The sequence below is a fragment of the Nocardioides pocheonensis genome, assembly GCF_003725535.1.
GTDB classification, from domain to species: Bacteria; Actinomycetota; Actinomycetes; order Propionibacteriales; family Nocardioidaceae; genus Marmoricola; species Marmoricola pocheonensis.
Map to the genome: position 1 here is coordinate 144,919 of NZ_RJSF01000049.1, position 16,413 is coordinate 161,331.

Here is a 16,413-nt window from a genome sequence, read left to right on the forward strand (position 1 = left end):
ATGACCACGAACCTGACGTTCCTCGGAGCTGCGGGCACGGTGACCGGGAGCAAGTTCCTCCTGGACGCCGAAGGACGCAGGATCCTGGTCGACGCCGGTCTCTTCCAGGGCGACCGCGAGTGGCGGCGCCGCAACTGGCAACCCCTCGCCGTCCCGCCCAGCACGATCGACGCGATCGTGGTGACGCACGCCCACCTCGACCACTGCGGCTTCCTCCCGGTGCTCGTGCGCGAGGGCTTCTCGGGTCCGGTCGTCTGCAGCCGCCACACCGCGCAGCTGATCGAGATCGTCCTGCGCGACGCGGCGCACATCCAGGAGGAGGAGGCCCGGTGGGCCCGCGAGTCGCAGCTGTCCAAGCACGCCGAGCCGCGGGCGCTGTTCGACACCGCCGACGCCGAAGCCGCCCTGAAGCTGCTCGAGGTCCTCAGGCCGGGGGAGACCCTCGACCTGGGGGACGACGTCCGGGTCGACCTGCACCGTGGCGGCCACATCCTCGGCTCGCGCTTCGCCGTCGTCGGGCGCGAGGGTGCCCGCATGCTCTTCAGCGGCGACCTGGGTCGGCCCGACCATCCGCTGCTGCTGCCGCCGGAGAAGCCGGGGCCGGTCGACCACGTGGTGGTCGAGTCGACGTACGGCGACCGCGCGCACGAGGGCAACCCCGTCGAGGAGCTCGTGGCTGCGCTCGACCACACGCTGGCACGCGGCGGCGTCGCGCTGCTGCCGGCGTTCGCGATCGACCGCACCCCGCTGCTGCTGCGTGTGGTGCGTGATCTCGTGTCCGCGGGCCGCATCCCGAACGTGCCGGTGTACGTGGACAGTCCGATGGCGCTGACCGCGCTGGCGGTGTACCGCGAGGCGCTCGCGGACCGCGGAGACCAGGAGTTCCGCCGTGAGCTGCTCGTCGGTGGCGACCCCTTCGACACCGGCCGGCTCACCCTCGTTCCCGGCCCGGTGGAGTCCGAGCAGCTCAACGACCCGTCGCACCCCTGCATCGTGATCTCGGCTTCGGGGATGGCGACCGGCGGTCGCGTCCTGCACCACCTCGAGCACCAGCTCCCGCACCGGCGCAACTGCGTGATCCTCACGGGTTACCAAGTGCCGGGGACGCGTGGTCGCGCCCTCGCCGACGGGGCCCGGGAGATCAAGATCCACGGCGGGTACGTCCCGGTGCGTGCCGAGGTGGCGAACATCCGGGGCTTCTCGGCGCACGCCGACGCCTCCCAGGTGGTCGCCTGGCTCCGCGACCTGCCCGAGCCCCAGACCGCGTACGTCGTCCACGGGGAGCCGAGCGCGGCCGAGGCCCTCGCCGGGCGGCTGCGTTCCCAGCTGTGGTGGACCGCGGTCGTGCCGCGGTACGAGGAGCGCGTGCGGATCGCGTGATCCGGCGTCGAGCCCGGTCTCAGGCAGGACCCGGCTGCGCCGCCGCCCATGCGTGGTAGGCCTCGACTGCGGTCGGCAGGGTGGGGAACAGGTGCTCCTCGCCGATCCGGTCGAGCAGCCCCGACGGAGCCAGGTCCGCGCGGAGGTCCTGCTTGATCCGGGCCAGCGCGAGCACGATCCCACGCGACTCGAGCTCCCGACGCAGCTCCTCGAGCGCGTCGACCGCGGTGATGTCGACCTCGACGATCGCCTCGGTGTTGAGGACGAACCAGCGCACGCCCTCCGCCGCTGCCGCGGCGAGCGCTCGGGCGTGGAAGTCCTCGGCGTTCGCGAAGAAGAGCGGGGAGTCGTACCGGTAGATCACCAGCCCGGGCACCGGCACGGCCTCGGGGAAGTCGTCGACGTCGTGCATCCCGGCGAGTCCGGGGACGAATCCTTCGATCGCGTCGTGCGGCCGAGCCACCCGGCGCAGCAGGTCGAGCACCGACAGCCCGATCGCCACGAGCACGCCGTTGAGGACGCCGACAGCGAGCACCGCGACGGTCGTCGCGAGGGCGAGGGTCAGCTCGCTGCGGCGGAACGACGCGTACCGGCGCAGCTCGGCGACGTCCACGAGCCGAACGGCGGCGTACACGACGACTGCGGCGAGCGCCGTCGCGGGGAACGCGGAGAGCAGCGGTTCGAGCGTCCAGACCGACACCAGCGTGACGACGACGGTGACCAGGCTGGCCAGCTGGCTGCGCGCACCGGCCGCGTCGGCGATCGCGGTGCGACTGCCGCTGCTGCTCACCGGGAACCCGTGCATGAGCGCCGATCCGAGGTTCGCCGCCCCGACGGCGAGCAGCTCGCGACGTGCGTCGATCCGGTCACCGGTGCGGGTCGCGAACGACCGCGCGGTGAGGATCGTGTCGGTGTAGCCCACGAAGGCGATGCCGAGCGCCGGAGCGACCAGGTCGCGCAGCTCACGGGTGGAGAGCCGGGGCACGCCGACCCCCGGAAGGCGTGCCGGGACGTCGCCGACGAGGGTCACGCCGTGACGGTCGAGGTGCAGGAGGGCGACCACCGCGGTCGCGCCCAGCATGCCGACGAGGGCCATCGGCGCGCGTGGCCTCAGTGCGGCGCCGACGAGCATCACCGCGAGGGTCGCGGCACCCACCGCCAGGGTCGGCAGCTCGGCGTCGCCGACCTGTGCCGCGAGCTGCCGTGCCTGGCCGCCGAAGGTGTCCGCGGACGTGGGGACGCCGGCCAGCTTGCCGAGCTGGGACATCACCATGATCCCGGCGATGCCGGCCATGTACCCGACCAGCACCGGTCGCGACAACATCTGGGCAATCGCACTGAGGTGTCCGAACCAGCCGAGCAGGCAGAGCACCGCCACGGCCAGGGCCAGCACGACCGCCATGTCGGCGGCCCGACCCGCCGACGCTCCGACCGAGCCCAGCGCCGCAGCGGTCATGAGGGCGGTGGACGACTCCGGACCGGCGGACAGCGTCGACGAGGTGCCGACCAGCGCGTACGCCGTGAGCGCCCCGACCGCGGCCCAGAGGCCCGTGGCGGCGGGGAGTCCGGCCAGGTCGGCGTACGCCATCACCTGGGGCACGAGGTACGCCGTGACGGTGACGCCGGCGACGACGTCACCGCGCAGCCACGACCGGCGGTAGCCCGTCGCCCACGTGGGACGGGCCACGCGAGGAGTCATCGCCGCTGAGGGCGCCGGCTCCGGCCGCCGGCCGTGGACGCAGTCTCCGCGCGAGTCTCGGCCGCATCGTCCTGGTCGGCTCTCTCCGGACCGATGAGGACCAGGTCGACCGGGAGCGCGGCGCGCAGCCGGTCGGTGATCCGCCCACGGAGGCCGCGGCCCGGCGCGGGTCCGTCGGAGCCGGTGACGACCATCACGGCTCGCGCACTGGCGCGCACCAGTGCGTCGACCAGGTCGGCGTTGACCACGCGCAGCTCGTAGGGCGGGGCGTCGTCCACCGCCGCGAGCGCGCGCGAGACCGCGTCGGCCTGCACCTCGCGGGCCCGCCAGCGCGGCTCGCAGAAGTGACCGGCCACCTCCCTGACGAAGACAGCCCCGTGCAGCGGCCAGGTCGTCAGGGCCTCCACCCGCAGTCCCAGCTCGCTTGCGCGCCGAAACGCCCAGACCAGCGCCCGCACGCTGGCGGCGGAGCCGTCCACGGCGACCACGATCCGGTCGCGCTCGATGCCCGTCACCGCGACCGGCACGGACCGTGGTGCGGGTACGACGCGTCGTCTGGGGGTGGGGGACATCGGACGAGACCTCTCAGACGGGGTCGGGAACGACCGCGACGGGGCACCGGGCGTGGCCGAGGACCGACCGGCTCACCTCGCCGGCGAGGAGGTCGTAGACCGCGTTGCTGGGATGCGTGCCGACCACGACGAGATCGGCGGTCGCGCACGCGTGCAGCAGCACCTTGTCGGGGATCCCGCGCTCGACGTGCAACGTGACCTTGACGTCGGGGTAGTCCGCTTCCGGGCCTGCGATCGACTCCGCCAGCAGCAGCCGCATGTCCTCGAGGTCTGCCTGCTCGTAGTCGCGTGCCTCCGACGGGTACCCCTCGTCCTGCTCGCTCCAGAAGGCGTGGACCACGGTGAGCGGCATCGAGCGCAGGGATGCCTGCCTGAAGGCGAACCCGACCGCGGCGTCCGAGCGCACCGTGCCGTCGGCACCGACGACGATCCCACCGTGTGCCTCCTCGCCCGTCGGCCGCACGACGACCACCGGGCACGGGGCGTGCTGGGAGACCGCCAGGCTCACCGAGCCGAGGATGAGGCTGGCCATCGGCCCCCGTCCGCGCGACCCGACGACCACCATCGAGGCGGACGCGGCGTGCGCGAGAAGCGCATCCCGGGGATCGCGGTGGTCGAACACCCGGTACACGGCGACGCCGGGCTCGCGCTCGTGCACCACGGCACCGGCGGCCTCGAGCTGGGCCCTGCCGGAGTCCTCGAGCGCCTGCAGCAGGGTGGCCGGGTTGAAGGCAGGTGCGCCCATCCACGTGGTGGCGACCGTCGGGCTGGCCCCGTGGACCAGGGCGACCGGACGTCCCTCGAGTGCGGCCTGTCGTGCCGCCCAGACGACCGCGCGATCGCTGGCCGGTGAGCCGTCGACACCGACGACGACGGCGCCGTGCGGGACCTCGATCTTCTCCATGACACCACGGTCCCTCGTGGCGCAGCGGGGGCACAGCGACGTGCGACCCGACTCGGTGTGCCGAAGGTCCCGGGCAGGAGTTCCGAGCGACCCTGAGCGGGCGGACCCGGGACAGGGGATGCTGGGACCATGACAGTGAACAGCAAGGACCGGATCGTCGTCGCGTACGACGGCTCGCCGGACGCACAGACGGCCCTCACCTGGGCGATCCGGACCGCGCTCCTCACCGAGCAGCCCGTGGAGGCCGTGATCGCCACGGCGGCGGACGACCTGATGCCGCAGCGGTCGCTGCTCTGGGGCGACCACCTCGAGGAGGTGCGGCAGTCGGCCGAGCAGGTGCTCGGGGAGGCCCTGCTGCAGGACGCGTCGGTGGAGCTCCGCGCCGGCCCCGCCGTTCCCGTGCTCCTCGACGCGGCGGCCGATGCGGGCCTGCTCGTCGTCGGCAGCCGCGGCCACGGCCAGGTGGCCGGTCTGGTCGCCGGCTCGGTCAGCCAGCACCTCGCCCGGCACGCGTCGTGCCCCGTCGTGGTGGCCCGACCGGTGGCACACCCCGCCGCCTCACGGATCGTGGTCGGGGTGGACGGTTCGGGCGGCAGCGACGCGGCCCTGGAGTTCGCGTGCCGCCGGGCCGAGCTCACCGGCGAGCACGTCGTGGTGGTTCACGGGTGGCGTGACGGCAGCGCGACGGGCACGACCCGTCGCGAGGTGCCGGCTCAGTTCATGGAGCGCATCGCCGAGGAGGAGCGCCTGCTCGGCGAGGCCGTCGCCGGCATCCAGGGTGACCATCCCGACGTACACCTGGTGCCGGAGGCGATCCCGGTCGTCGCGTGGCGTGCCCTGGCGGACGCCTCCGCCGCAGCGACACTGCTGGTGGTCGGCTCGCGAGGACGCGGGGCGTTCACCGGGATGTTGCTGGGCTCGGTGAGCCAGCAGGTCCTCCATCACGCCCAGTGCCCGGTCGCCGTGGTCCGCTGACCGACTCCAGCGAGCGCTCCATCGCCTCGCGCAGGAGGGCGAGCGCACGCACGCGTGTCTGCTCGAGCACGTCCGGGGGCTCGCCCGACAGGTCGAGCCGCTCACAGGTCTGGCCACCGCGCACGTACGCGGCGACGTAGACGCGACCCGGCGGCTCTCCCTCCTCCGGATCGGGTCCGCCGACCCCGGTGGTGGCGACGACGGCGTCCGCCCCCAGCAGGCTCGCGGCGCCCTCGGCCATCTCGCGCGCACACCGCTCGGTGACCACCGGACCCGGCGTGACCCCGAGCACCGCGAACTTCACCTCGGACGCGTACGCCACGACGCCGCCCCGGAACCACGTCGATGCCTCAGGTCCGGCCCCGAGGTCGGCGGCGAGCTGACCACTGGTCAACGACTCGGCCACACCCACGCGGAAGGTGTGGGCCGACGCGAGGTCGGCGACGGACGCGACGAGGCGGGAGTGCTCGCTCATGTTCCTCCTGGGACGCTGCTGGGGCTGGACGGTCGAGGACGCCGAAACGGCGGCCCGCAGCCACGTTCTGGCTGCGAGCCGCCGCCTGATCGGCTTTCTCGGGTCAGGTGAAGATGCTGACGCCGCCGGGACCGACCAGGAGCCCGATGATGATCAGCGCGATGCCCCAGAGCACCTGTCCGCGGACCAGGCTCACGATCCCGGAGATGACCAGGATCACCGCGAGGATCCAGAGGATGAACTCCATGTCACTGCCGCCTCTCTCTTGAAACGTGGGGCGGCTCGTCCGCCGCTCCCTCCCGTGCGCTCCGAGACCGGGTGCGGACCGGAGCGGGTTCGGTGCGGCCACGGTCGGCCGACACCTCGTCGGCTCGTCCCTTGTCCCGCACCCAGAGCAGGACGAACATCCCCACGATGACGATCGCCACGACGGCGATCAGCACGACTGCTCCGATACTCGTGTCCTGCATCGGCCACCTCCTCGGTTCGCCACCGCTGAGTACCCCTCGCCCCGGGCCCCATGCGCGGCGCGGACCCGACTCGGGTGGCCGACTCGCACGCGGGTTCGACTGCATGGCGGCGAGCCGGCACGGGTACTGCGGTGCCATGCGGCGAGCCCGGAAGTGGTGTGCGCGAGCCGGCTCCCTGATCGTCGCGGCGGGGCTCGCTGCCGGCTGCGGGACGGGCGCGCCGGCCAGTACGTCGGCGTGGCAGGGCTCGGCCGACCGCACTCTCGGTCAGGCACTCTCGGGGCTCGGCACCGCGCGGGTCGCCCTGCGGCTCGAGGCCCAGGATCGCGCGCCGCACGACTTCACGGTGGTCACCGTGACCGACGCCATCGACACCACCGGCAAGGAGGTGTCCGGCTTCCAGGTCGCCCAGCCGCCGGACGGATTGCACCGGGCGAACGCGGCTGTGAACCAGGCGCTGGACGACGCGATGTCCCTCCTCGTCGACGTGCGGATCGCACTCGCGTCCCCGGGAGTCGACGGCGCCGGTGCCGGACAGCTGATCGACCGGGTGGACGCGCTGCGCAAGAAGCTCGACGACCTCGACCAGCAGGTGCAGAGCTCACCGGCGTCGGTGGGATCCCCGTGAGGGCGAAGTGAGGGCGCGGTGAAGAAGGTCTTCGAGGTCGCCCTCGGCATCCTCACCGCGATCGGCGGGTTCGTCGACATCGGTGACCTGGTCTTCAACGCCCAGGTCGGTGCGCGCTTCGGCATGTCGCTGGCTCTGGTCACCCTGCTCGGCGTCTTCGGCATCTGCGTCTTCGCGGAGATGTCCGGCCGGGTCGCCGCCTGCAGCGGTCGCGCCACCTTCGACCTGGTCCGCGAGCGCCTCGGCCCGCGCATGGGACTGGCCAACCTCGTCGCCTCCGTCGCCGTCACCCTGCTCACCTTCATCGCCGAGATCGGTGGGGTGGCCCTGGCGATCATGCTGGTCACCTCGATCTCCGAGGTCCTGATCGTCCCGTTCGTCGGGCTGCTGGTCTGGGCCGTGCTGTGGCGGGCGAAGTTCAGCGTGATGGAGAACGTCCTCGGACTGCTCGGGCTGGGGCTCGTGGTCTTCACGGTCGCGCTCTGGCAGCTCGGTCCCTCGTGGGGCGACTTCGTCTCGCAGGCGGCGACCTTCGACAAGCCGGGCAAGGAGGACTGGCCGACCTACGCGTACTTCGCCGTGGGTCTGTTCGGCGCGGCGATGACGCCGTACGAGGTCTTCTTCTTCTCCTCCGGTGGCGTCGAGGAGAAGTGGACGTCGAAGAGCCTGGGCATCATGCGCGCCAACGTCCTCATCGGCTTCCCGCTCGGGGGCCTGCTCTCGCTCTCCATCGCCGGGTGCACGGCAGTCGTCCTCGGGCCGCTGCAGGTCGACGTCGGCGCCCTGAGCCAGGTGGCCCTTCCGGTGGCCGTCGCGGTGGGCAAGATCGGGTTCGCATTCGTGATCATCGGCTTCGTGGCGGCGACGTTCGGAGCCGCGTGCGAGACCGGGCTCTCCGCGGGGTACTCGATCGCGCAGTTCTTCGGCTGGCAGTGGGGCAAGTTCGTCAAGCCGCGGCAGGCGGCCCGCTTCCACCTGGTCCTGATCCTCGCGACCCTGCTCGCGATCGGCGTGCTGATGACCGGAGTCGACCCGATCATGGTCACCGAGATCTCGGTCGTGTTCTCCGCGGTCGCGCTGCCGCTCACGTACTTCCCGATCCTGGTCGTCGCCAACGACCGTGACTACATGGGGGAGCACGTCAACAAGGCGTTCGCCAACGTGCTCGGCACGATCTTCCTCGTGCTGATCGTGGTGATCGCCGTCGCCGCGATCCCGCTGCTGGTGATCACCCACATGGGAGCGGGGATGTGAGATGCCACCGCTGACGAACCGACTGGACGCACCCTGGCTCGACGCCGCGCTGCACCTGCTGGACCGCCAGGTCGTCGACGTCGACGGGAAGATGGTGTGCAACGTCGACGACCTCGAGCTCATCGAGGGGGCCGGCGGTGAGATGGCGGTCACCGGGATCCTGGTCGGTGCGGCGGCGCTCGTCCCGCGCTTCTCCGGTCGCCTCGGCAACTGGCTCCGGGCGACGTGGATCAGCCTCGGCGCCCAGTACGCCGCTCGGGACGTACCGCTCTACCTGCCCCTCGACCTGGTCGAGCACGTCGGCTCCGACGTCCGGATCCGCGTCCCGCGCGAGGGTCTCCTGGACCGTCAGCCCGCCAGTGGACCGGGGACCGCGCAGCACCGGATGGACGACTTCCTCGGCATGGACGTGGTCCGCGACGGTGAGCGCCTCGGCCACGTGCTCGACGTGCGCCTGCAGCCCCGGAAGCAGGAGTCCCGGATGCTCGTGGTGAGCCTGGTCGTGGGCCGCGGCCGGCCCGGATCGCTCCTGGGCTACGACCGCGGCGACTTCAACGGACCCGCGCTCGTCAAGTGGGCGGTGACCTCGCTGCACCGGCACAGCCACCTGGTGCCGATCGAGTCCGTGCGCAGCGTCGACTGGGACGCGGGTCGGGTCGAGGTCAGCGGTCCGGTCGAGCCGCTCCGCACGTCCTGACCGTGCCGGCATGGCCCAGATGGGTCATTTCGGGCAGATCGCGTCATGTATCCGGACGGTCGGCCGTTTCTCCTGGTGAGAGAGCAACTCCAGGGAGACACCATGACCACCGAAGCAGCACTGGCGCCGGACGACGGCACCGCCGCCGCCGGACGTCCCGAGGTCTGCGGGTGCGGCCAGGACCTGGACTGCTGCGAGCGCGAGCACTGCCCGCGCTGCGGCTGCCAGGTCCACCGCGCCGCCTGACCCGTGGCCTGACCCGTCGAGCACGTCCGACCCCTGCGGGTCCGGGCGACCGGGCTCGATACTGGGTCGATGGACTCCTCGACGCTGCGCTCGCTCCAGGCTCCCCTCAAGGAGCGGTACCGCTCCGACCCGGCGGCCGCCCGCACCCCGTTGACCGCGAGCGCCGACTTCGCCGAGGCCGGTGTGACCTGCACGGTGGCGGGCTTCGCCGGTCCGGTGCGCGCCGGGCTGCACCCCGCGACCGGCGGTGACGGGCAGGACGCGTGCTCCGGTGACCTTCTGCTCCAGGCGGTCCTCGCCTGCGCCGGAGCGACCATGCGCAGCGTCGCCACCGCCATGGAGCTCGACCTCGGCGAGGTCCGCCTGCAGGCGAGCGCGTCGTTCGACGCGCGCGGCACGCTCGGCATCGACCGTGGCGTGCCGGTGGGCATCAGCGGCCTCGAGGTGGACGTCGAGGTCACCGGGGAGGTCGACGACGGCACGCTCGACCGTCTCGCCCGTGCGACCGAGCGGTACTGCGTGGTGGGCCAGAGCCTGCGTGAGCCGCCCCGCGTGCAGATCCGTCGCCGCGCCTGAGCTCGACGAGGCTGGTCGGTCGCCGACCCTCACAGGATCTGTTCACCCGCTGTTCACCTACCGCGCCCGCCCGGGGGAGCACGATGAGGCATGGCCCTCGCCGATGAAGAGACCCGCGTGGTCGACCAGGTCAGCGCCCGCCTGCACACCCGATTCCCGGGGGCGGCGCCCGACCACCTGCGGACCACCGTCGAGTCGGCCTACCACGGCCTCGACGGCGCCCGGATCCGCGACTTCGTGGAGATCCTGGTCGAGCGCGAGGCAGCGGACGCCCTCGCCCGGACGGCCGTCTGACGCATTCGCGACCACCCGCGCGGACCGGTCCGGGCGACCGGCTCGCGCGCGGTGCCGGCCCGCGCGGAACGAGGCTGGTGCACGGATAGGGTGACTGCGACATGAGCAGCACCCGGGGAGCCCGCACGGCCGGCCGCGACGACGCACGCGGATCGGCGATCTGGACCGTGCCGAACGCGATCAGCGCGCTGCGCCTGCTCGGCGTGCCCCTGTTCCTGTGGCTGGTCCTGGGCCCGGAGGCCGACGTCCTCGCCCTGGCGTTGCTGATGGTCTCGGGCTTCACCGACTGGCTGGACGGCTACCTGGCGCGCCGGCTGAACCAGACCTCCAAGCTCGGGCAGATCCTCGATCCGGTCGCCGACCGGCTCTACATCCTCGCCGTGGTCGTCGGCCTCGCGGTGCGCGACATCATCCCGTGGTGGGTCGCGCTGATCCTGCCGGCGCGTGACGCCTTCCTCTGGTGCCTGGTCCCGTTCCTGCGCAGGCGCGGGTACAGCGCGCTGCCCGTGCACTTCCTGGGCAAGGCGGCCACGTTCAACCTGCTCTACGCCTTCCCCCTGCTGTTCATCGGAGACGGCAGCGGCCCCGCCGCGACGCTCGGCAAGGTCTTCGGCTGGGCGTTCGCGATCTGGGGGATCGGCCTGTACTGGTGGGCCGGCCTGCTCTACGCGTGGCAGGTGCGCAAGCTCATGGCCGACCGTGACCGACGGGCGCCCGACCTCGGCGGAGGCTGACGTGTACGACCCGCCGGTCCCGAGCCTCGGGGAGGGCCGCCCCCGTCTGCCCGACCAGGTGACGATGGGGTTGCTCGCCTACCTCACCTCCCACGCCCTCGACGAGGACTACGCGCAGGCCGCCGCACGCCGGGCGTCGGCCGCGGGAGCAGGTGGGGCAACGCGCGTGAGGTCCCGCAAGCCGATCGGCCTGGCCGGGGCGCTCGCACTCGCGGTGTTCGCCGTGCTGGCCGTGACCGCCGCCGCGCAGACCTCGCAGGACAGTGCGAGCCAGGAACGCGAGCGCCAGGCCCTGATCGACCAGGTCAAGGCGCGCAAGGAGGCGCTGGCGGCCGACCGCACGACGGTGGCGCAGCTTCAGGCCGGCAACACCCGACTCCGGTCGGCGCTGCTGCGCAGCGGCGAGACCTCGTCCGGTCTGCTCAGGGAGGTCCGGTTGCTGGCGCTGGGCAGCGGGACGTCCGCGGTGCACGGGCCCGGCGTGGAGATCACGGTCGACAACCCGCCCAACGCACCGAGCTCGCAGAACGACAGCAGCAAGGTCCTCGACAAGGACCTCCAGAAGCTGGTCAACGGACTGTGGGCCGCGGGTGCCGAGGCGATCACCATCAACGGCCAGCGGCTGACTGCGCTGTCGGCGATCCGGCACGCAGGGAGCGCGATCACCGTGAACTACACGCGCCTGAGCCCGCCGTACGTGATCCTCGCGATCGGCGACCCGAAGCGCCTGCCGTCTCGTTTCGCGGAGACCACGAGCGGGGCGACGTGGTTGGATCTGCAACGACAGTTCGGGTTCAGGTTCCGGATGCTCGCGCAGAATTCGCTCCAACTGCCGGCGGCCTCGGTGCCCGACCTGCGTTTGGCCAGGAGTGCAGGAACGTCAGCAGGAAAGGGATTGTCGTGATTGCCGTGATCGGGCTGCTCCTGGGCGTGGGAGTGGGCCTCTTCCTCAAGCCCGACGTGCCGATCGGCCTCGAGCCCTACCTGCCGATCGCCGTCGTCGCGGCTCTCGATGCCGTGTTCGGGGCCGCACGCGCGTTCCTCGACGGCATCTTCGACGACAAGGTCTTCGTGGTCTCGTTCATCAGCAACGTGTTCATCGCCGCGCTGATCGTGTTCCTCGGCGACAAGCTCGGCGTGGGTGCGCAGCTCTCGACCGGCGTGATCGTGGTGCTCGGGATCCGCATCTTCGCCAACGTGGCCGCAATTCGTCGCCATCTCTTCCACGCATGACCGACCGCCCGACCGACGCCATGGACGACCCGAGCCAGGACCCCCGGCCCGCGCCGGAGCCCGCAACCGAGCCGGTCCGCGAGCCTGCTCCTGAGCCGGTCCCCGAGCCGACCGTCGGTCCCGAGTCCGCCGGTGCGGATCCGGCCGGGCACCGGCTCCGGAGGGCCTTGCTCCAGCCGGGGCGGGGTCAGGTGGTCGTCGCGGTGCTCCTCGCCGTCCTCGGGGCCGCGGCCGTCACGCAGGTCCGTATCGCGGGTCGGGACGACGACTACGCCGGGCTGCGCCAGGCGGACCTGATCCAGGCTCTCAACGGTCTGCAGGCGGCCTCGCGCAGGACCGAGCAGGACATCGCCGACCTCCAGGCGACCCGCGACTCGTTGAGCCACAGCAACGACAAGACCGCAGCGGCCCTGCAGCAGGCCCGCGAGGAGCTGACCTCCCTCGGGGTGCTCGCGGGCACGCTCGCCGCGCACGGTCCCGGGGTGCGGATCACCGTGACCGTTCCCGACTCGCACCTGAGCCTCAACCTGCTCCTCGACGGCATCGAGGAGCTGCGCGACGCCGGGGCCGAGGCGATCGAGATCAACGACTCCGTCCGCGTCGTGGCGCAGACGTCGTTCGAGTCGGCCAGTGGCGGCGTCGACGTGGACGGACGGGTGCTGACCTCGCCGTACACGATCGACGTGATCGGCGACCCCGCGACGCTCACGCCGGCGCTGAAGTTCCCGGGCGGGTTCGTGGACGACATCTCCCTCGACGAGGGCAAGGTGAGCATCAAGCAGAGCCAGGACATCCGGGTGACGTCGCTGCGGAAGGTCACGCAGCCCAGGTACGCCGAGCCGTCCAACCCGGACTGACCGGGGGCCGGTAGTTTCATCCCAGCGGGACCCGTGGACGGGTCCTCCCGAGCAGCCAGAGGAGCAGCGTTGTATCCCGACGACCTGAAGTACACCGCCGAGCACGAGTGGGTCCGCACGCCGGGAGAGAGCGCCGGGTCGGTCCGGATCGGCATCACCGACTACGCCCAGGACGCCCTCGGCGACATCGTCTACGTCCAGCTCCCCGAGGTCGGTGAGAGCGTGACTGCCGGCGCCGCCGTGGGCGAGCTCGAGTCGACCAAGTCGGTCAGCGACGTCTACTCGCCGGTGACCGGCCAGGTGGTGGCCCGCAACGAGTCGCTCGACGCGACCCCCGAGCTGGTCAACACCGACCCGTACGGCTCGGGCTGGCTCTTCGAGGTCACGGTCGACGACGCCGACTCCGGCGTCGAGCTGCTGGACGCCGCGGCGTACGAGCAGCTCGTCGCGTCCTGACGCGTTCCGCCGTCGCCCGGTTGCCGGGCACTGATAGGTTGGCGGCAGAACTGTGAACCTCCACTGCGTCTTGAAGGTTTGGGCGGCGGGGATTCACGTCCGCGACGAGAGGTGACTTGGGAGGTCCGGAATGCAGACCTGCTCGCAGTGCGGAAACCAGAACACTGACGATGCGAAGTTCTGCTCCCAGTGCGGTCACCCGCTCGAGCCGGCGCAGGTGGAGACGACCGCGACGATCAGCTTCGGTGGCCCGACGGCCAAGACCGACGGGGACGACCGCGCGATCCTCAACGAGGCCGACGCCGCCGCCGCCGACGCGCTGCCGGCCGGGAGTGCGCTGCTGATCGTCCAGCGCGGCCCGGGCGCCGGGAGCCGCTACCTCCTCGACACCGATGTGGTCAGCGCCGGGCGTCACCCGGAGAGCGACATCTTCCTCGACGACATCACGGTGTCCCGTCGGCACGTGGAGTTCCATCGCACCGAGGGCTCCTACCGGGTGCACGACGTGGGCAGCCTCAACGGCACCTACGTCAACCGGGACCGCATCGACGACGCCCTGCTCCAGAACGGTGACGAGGTCCGGATCGGCAAGTTCCGGCTGGTCTTCTTCGCCAGCGCCGCCACGGGGGACTGAGGTGCGCCAGGCGGCTCGCAAGAGCATCGGCCAGGCGCTGGCCGAGCTCACCGCGGAGTTTCCCGACGAGGACATCAAGGAGTCCAAGCTGCGCTTCCTCGAGGCCGAGGGTCTCGTCGAGCCGGAGCGCACGCCCTCGGGCTACCGCAAGTACTCCACCCAGGACATGGAGCGCCTGCGCTACATCATCCGGGCCCAGCGCGAGCACTACCTGCCGCTGAAGGTGATCAGGGAGCACCTCGAGGCGATGGACCGCGGCCTGGAGCCGCCGTCCCTCAACGGCGGGCCGACCGTGCCGGTCGGTGTCCTTGGCGACGGTACGGCGGCCGCGGAGCTGCTCCGCAGCGACCGGGGCGACGTGCGCATCTCCCGCCGCGAGCTGATCAAGACAGCCGAGATCACCGAGGAGCTCCTCGAGCAGCTCGAGACCTACGGGCTCGTCCACACCCGGGCCGGGTCCCGCCAGCACTACGACGGCGACGCGCTCGTCGTCGCGAAGACGGCCGGTGCGCTGGCGGCGTTCGGCATCGAGCCGCGGCACCTCCGCGCGTTCAAGACCGCCGCCGACCGTGAGGTCGGGCTCGTCGAGCAGGTGGTCACCCCGATCCGGCGCAGCCGCGAGGACGGCGCCGAGGGACGCGCCGCGCAGGCCGTCGACGAGATCGCGGCCCTGTCCCTCCGCCTGCACGCCACGCTGGTCCGCTCGGGTCTCCGCGCCCTGCGCTGAGACCGGGTCCGGCCGCCGGCACCGATCCGGCGCACGTCTGCGGTGCGCGGGCTAGGGTTGGGGCGTGCGCGAGGTCGAAGTCGTCGGAGTCCGGGTCGAGGTGCCCTCGAACCAGCCGATCGTGCTGCTGCGTGAGCTGGCGGGGGAGCGCTACCTGCCGATCTGGATCGGTGCCGTCGAGGCGACGGCGATCGCCTTCGCCCAGCAGGGCGTGGTCCCGCCCCGGCCGCTGACGCACGACCTCCTCAAGGACGTTCTCGACGCGACCGGCAACGTGCTCACCGAGGTCCGCATCACGGAGGTCAACGACGGAGTGTTCTACGCGCTGCTGGTGCTCTCCTCCGGAGTGGAGGTCAGCGCGCGTCCGTCGGACTCGATCGCCCTCGCGCTGCGCACCGGGTCTCGGATCGTCTGCGCCGAGGAGATCCTCGACGACGCCGGCATCGCCGTCCCGGACGAGCGCGAGGAGGAGGTCGAGAAGTTCCGCGAGTTCCTCGACCACGTGACCCCCGAGGACTTCGAGGAACCGTCCGGCTGAGCCCGGAAGTCTCAAGGAGAAGTTGAAGGTTCGCGACACGCCGGTGCGTGTCTTTGACCAACCCTCAACCTCAGGTTTACCGTTCGGGATGTCTTCGCTGTAACTCCACAGATGCAACTCGCACGCCGACATCCCGCATCTGCCCTTTCCCAGGGGTTACGCTCAGTGAAGCGAGACTTCGGAGGTCGCAGTGGGCACCAACAACGGAACCGGCAAGTCCGCCGCCGAGCTGGACGCCGAGGCGCAGCGCGCCGCGGCCGAGGCAGCGCACGCAGCGGGGGAGCAGGGCCTGCTGTTCGACGACGACGTGTCGACCCTGCCCGACGACCTCGGCTACCGCGGGCCGACCGCCTGCAACGCGGCCGGCATCACGTACCGGCAGCTCGACTACTGGGCCCGCACGGGCCTGGTCGAGCCGAGCGTCCGCAGTGCCACCGGCTCCGGCACGCAGCGGCTCTACAGCTTCCGCGACATCCTGCTGCTCAAGGTGATCAAGCGGCTGCTCGACGCCGGCGTCTCCCTGCAGCAGATCCGGGCCGCCGTGGCCCACCTGCGCGCCCGAGGCACCGACGACCTCACCCGGGTGACGCTGATGAGCGACGGGGCCACCGTCTACGAGTGCACCAGCAACGACGAGGTCATCGACCTGCTCCAGGGCGGCCAGGGCGTGTTCGGCATCGCCATCGGTGGCGTCTGGCGCGAGATCGAGGGATCCCTCGCAGAGCTGCCCTCGGAGCGCACCGCGGCCGACAGCGCGGAGGCGCTCGATGCCGCCGACGAGCTCGCGGCCCGACGCCAGGCCCGGCTCTCCAGCTGACCGCCTGACCCCAGACCTGCACCGGCCCCGGGGTGTCGGCAGGCTCAACCAGCGGTGGTTGGGCGTGCCGAAACCCCGGGGCTGGTAGTTTTGGAGCCGCTGACCACCCTGCATGGGAGAGCCTCCGGCGGAGACCGCGCGAGCGGACACCGGGCCGGAGCGCCGAAGGGGCAATCCCTCCCCGGAACCTCTCAGGCGCAAGGACCGTGCGGGGCAGGCAACTCTGGAGAGCACCGTCGCTCGACAG

The 16,413-nt window shown here is 71.8% G+C and carries 23 protein-coding genes and 1 riboswitch; of the genes, 17 read left to right on the plus strand and 6 right to left on the minus strand.

Annotated elements, in window-relative coordinates; translation table 11 throughout:
• The gene (locus EFL26_RS23520) at positions 1-1,380 is read left to right on the plus strand and encodes an MBL fold metallo-hydrolase RNA specificity domain-containing protein (protein WP_123225354.1); all 1,380 of its coding nucleotides are present in this window, start codon (positions 1-3) and stop codon (positions 1,378-1,380) included.
• A gap of 19 nt (positions 1,381-1,399) precedes the next feature.
• Here EFL26_RS23520 and EFL26_RS23525 read toward each other — a convergent pair whose 3' ends face one another.
• From EFL26_RS23525 to EFL26_RS23535, 3 genes are read right to left on the minus strand one after another with little or no spacing between them, the layout of a single operon-like run.
• On the minus strand, positions 1,400-3,067 hold the full coding sequence (locus EFL26_RS23525) for a SulP family inorganic anion transporter (RefSeq protein WP_246000361.1): 1,668 nt from the start codon (positions 3,065-3,067) through the stop codon (positions 1,400-1,402).
• Positions 3,068-3,075: 8 nt separating this feature from the next.
• Positions 3,076-3,651: a universal stress protein gene (locus tag EFL26_RS23530; RefSeq protein ID WP_123225356.1), complete on the minus strand. Its 576-nt coding sequence runs from the start codon at positions 3,649-3,651 to the stop codon at positions 3,076-3,078.
• A gap of 13 nt (positions 3,652-3,664) precedes the next feature.
• Positions 3,665-4,555, minus strand: coding sequence for a universal stress protein (locus EFL26_RS23535; protein WP_123225357.1), 891 nt, complete (start codon positions 4,553-4,555; stop codon positions 3,665-3,667).
• Between the two features lie 129 nt (positions 4,556-4,684).
• Here EFL26_RS23535 and EFL26_RS23540 point away from each other — a divergent pair, with 129 nt between their 5' ends.
• Positions 4,685-5,530, plus strand: a complete 846-nt coding sequence (locus tag EFL26_RS23540) for a universal stress protein (RefSeq protein ID WP_123225358.1) — start codon at positions 4,685-4,687, stop codon at positions 5,528-5,530.
• On the opposite strand, the gene EFL26_RS23545 is transcribed toward EFL26_RS23540, so the two are convergent.
• The 3 genes from EFL26_RS23545 to EFL26_RS23550 form a co-directional block, all read right to left on the minus strand.
• Entirely contained in the window at positions 5,454-6,005 is a 552-nt protein-coding gene (locus tag EFL26_RS23545) for a CinA family protein (RefSeq protein WP_123225359.1), read from the minus strand. The genes EFL26_RS23540 and EFL26_RS23545 overlap by 77 nt on opposite strands.
• Positions 6,006-6,108: 103 nt before the next feature.
• Entirely contained in the window at positions 6,109-6,252 is a 144-nt protein-coding gene (locus EFL26_RS24440; protein WP_183408352.1) for a GPGG-motif small membrane protein, read from the minus strand.
• Between the two features lies 1 nt (position 6,253).
• Entirely contained in the window at positions 6,254-6,475 is a 222-nt protein-coding gene (locus EFL26_RS23550; protein ID WP_123225360.1) for a hypothetical protein, read from the minus strand.
• A 136-nt stretch (positions 6,476-6,611) separates the two neighbouring features.
• On the opposite strand from EFL26_RS23550, the gene EFL26_RS23555 reads away from it, so the two are divergent.
• From EFL26_RS23555 to EFL26_RS23620, 15 genes are all read left to right on the plus strand, one after another.
• Positions 6,612-7,103: a hypothetical protein gene (locus EFL26_RS23555; protein WP_148046818.1), complete on the plus strand. Its 492-nt coding sequence runs from the start codon at positions 6,612-6,614 to the stop codon at positions 7,101-7,103.
• Between the two features lie 18 nt (positions 7,104-7,121).
• Positions 7,122-8,357 (plus strand): NRAMP family divalent metal transporter, encoded by a 1,236-nt coding sequence (locus EFL26_RS23560; protein WP_123225362.1) that lies wholly within the window; start codon positions 7,122-7,124, stop codon positions 8,355-8,357.
• A 1-nt stretch (position 8,358) separates the two neighbouring features.
• Positions 8,359-9,054 carry a PRC-barrel domain-containing protein gene (locus EFL26_RS23565; RefSeq protein ID WP_123225363.1) on the plus strand — a complete coding sequence of 232 codons (696 nt, stop codon included), beginning with the start codon at positions 8,359-8,361 and terminating at the stop codon, positions 9,052-9,054.
• Positions 9,055-9,156: 102 nt separating this feature from the next.
• Positions 9,157-9,300 (plus strand): hypothetical protein, encoded by a 144-nt coding sequence (locus EFL26_RS24445; protein WP_183408353.1) that lies wholly within the window; start codon positions 9,157-9,159, stop codon positions 9,298-9,300.
• Between the two features lie 69 nt (positions 9,301-9,369).
• A complete protein-coding gene (locus tag EFL26_RS23570) occupies positions 9,370-9,876 on the plus strand; it encodes an OsmC family protein (RefSeq protein ID WP_123225364.1) in 507 nt (168 codons plus the stop codon).
• Between the two features lie 90 nt (positions 9,877-9,966).
• Positions 9,967-10,170 (plus strand): three-helix bundle dimerization domain-containing protein, encoded by a 204-nt coding sequence (locus EFL26_RS23575; RefSeq protein ID WP_123225365.1) that lies wholly within the window; start codon positions 9,967-9,969, stop codon positions 10,168-10,170.
• 101 nt (positions 10,171-10,271) lie between these two features.
• The gene (gene clsA / locus EFL26_RS23580; protein ID WP_123225366.1) at positions 10,272-10,904 is read left to right on the plus strand and encodes a cardiolipin synthase ClsA; all 633 of its coding nucleotides are present in this window, start codon (positions 10,272-10,274) and stop codon (positions 10,902-10,904) included.
• A 1-nt stretch (position 10,905) separates the two neighbouring features.
• Positions 10,906-11,808: a DUF881 domain-containing protein gene (locus EFL26_RS23585; RefSeq protein WP_148046819.1), complete on the plus strand. Its 903-nt coding sequence runs from the start codon at positions 10,906-10,908 to the stop codon at positions 11,806-11,808.
• Positions 11,805-12,137: a small basic family protein gene (locus EFL26_RS23590; protein ID WP_123225368.1), complete on the plus strand. Its 333-nt coding sequence runs from the start codon at positions 11,805-11,807 to the stop codon at positions 12,135-12,137. The genes EFL26_RS23585 and EFL26_RS23590 overlap by 4 nt, the downstream gene beginning before the upstream one ends.
• The gene (locus EFL26_RS23595) at positions 12,134-12,994 is read left to right on the plus strand and encodes a DUF881 domain-containing protein (RefSeq protein ID WP_123225369.1); all 861 of its coding nucleotides are present in this window, start codon (positions 12,134-12,136) and stop codon (positions 12,992-12,994) included. Before EFL26_RS23590 ends, EFL26_RS23595 begins: the two co-directional genes overlap by 4 nt.
• A 69-nt stretch (positions 12,995-13,063) precedes the next feature.
• Positions 13,064-13,450, plus strand: coding sequence for a glycine cleavage system protein GcvH (gcvH, locus tag EFL26_RS23600; RefSeq protein ID WP_123225370.1), 387 nt, complete (start codon positions 13,064-13,066; stop codon positions 13,448-13,450).
• A 130-nt stretch (positions 13,451-13,580) separates the two neighbouring features.
• Positions 13,581-14,084, plus strand: a complete 504-nt coding sequence (locus EFL26_RS23605) for a double zinc ribbon and FHA domain-containing protein (RefSeq protein ID WP_123225371.1) — start codon at positions 13,581-13,583, stop codon at positions 14,082-14,084.
• 1 nt (position 14,085) lies between these two features.
• Positions 14,086-14,811, plus strand: coding sequence for a transcriptional regulator FtsR (gene ftsR / locus EFL26_RS23610; RefSeq protein WP_123225372.1), 726 nt, complete (start codon positions 14,086-14,088; stop codon positions 14,809-14,811).
• A 64-nt stretch (positions 14,812-14,875) separates the two neighbouring features.
• Positions 14,876-15,349, plus strand: coding sequence for a bifunctional nuclease family protein (locus tag EFL26_RS23615; protein ID WP_123225373.1), 474 nt, complete (start codon positions 14,876-14,878; stop codon positions 15,347-15,349).
• Between the two features lie 229 nt (positions 15,350-15,578).
• Positions 15,579-16,166: a MerR family transcriptional regulator gene (locus EFL26_RS23620; protein ID WP_281273837.1), complete on the plus strand. Its 588-nt coding sequence runs from the start codon at positions 15,579-15,581 to the stop codon at positions 16,164-16,166.
• Between the two features lie 103 nt (positions 16,167-16,269).
• Positions 16,270-16,383: riboswitch (glycine riboswitch) on the plus strand.
• Positions 16,384-16,413 lie beyond the last annotated feature (30 nt).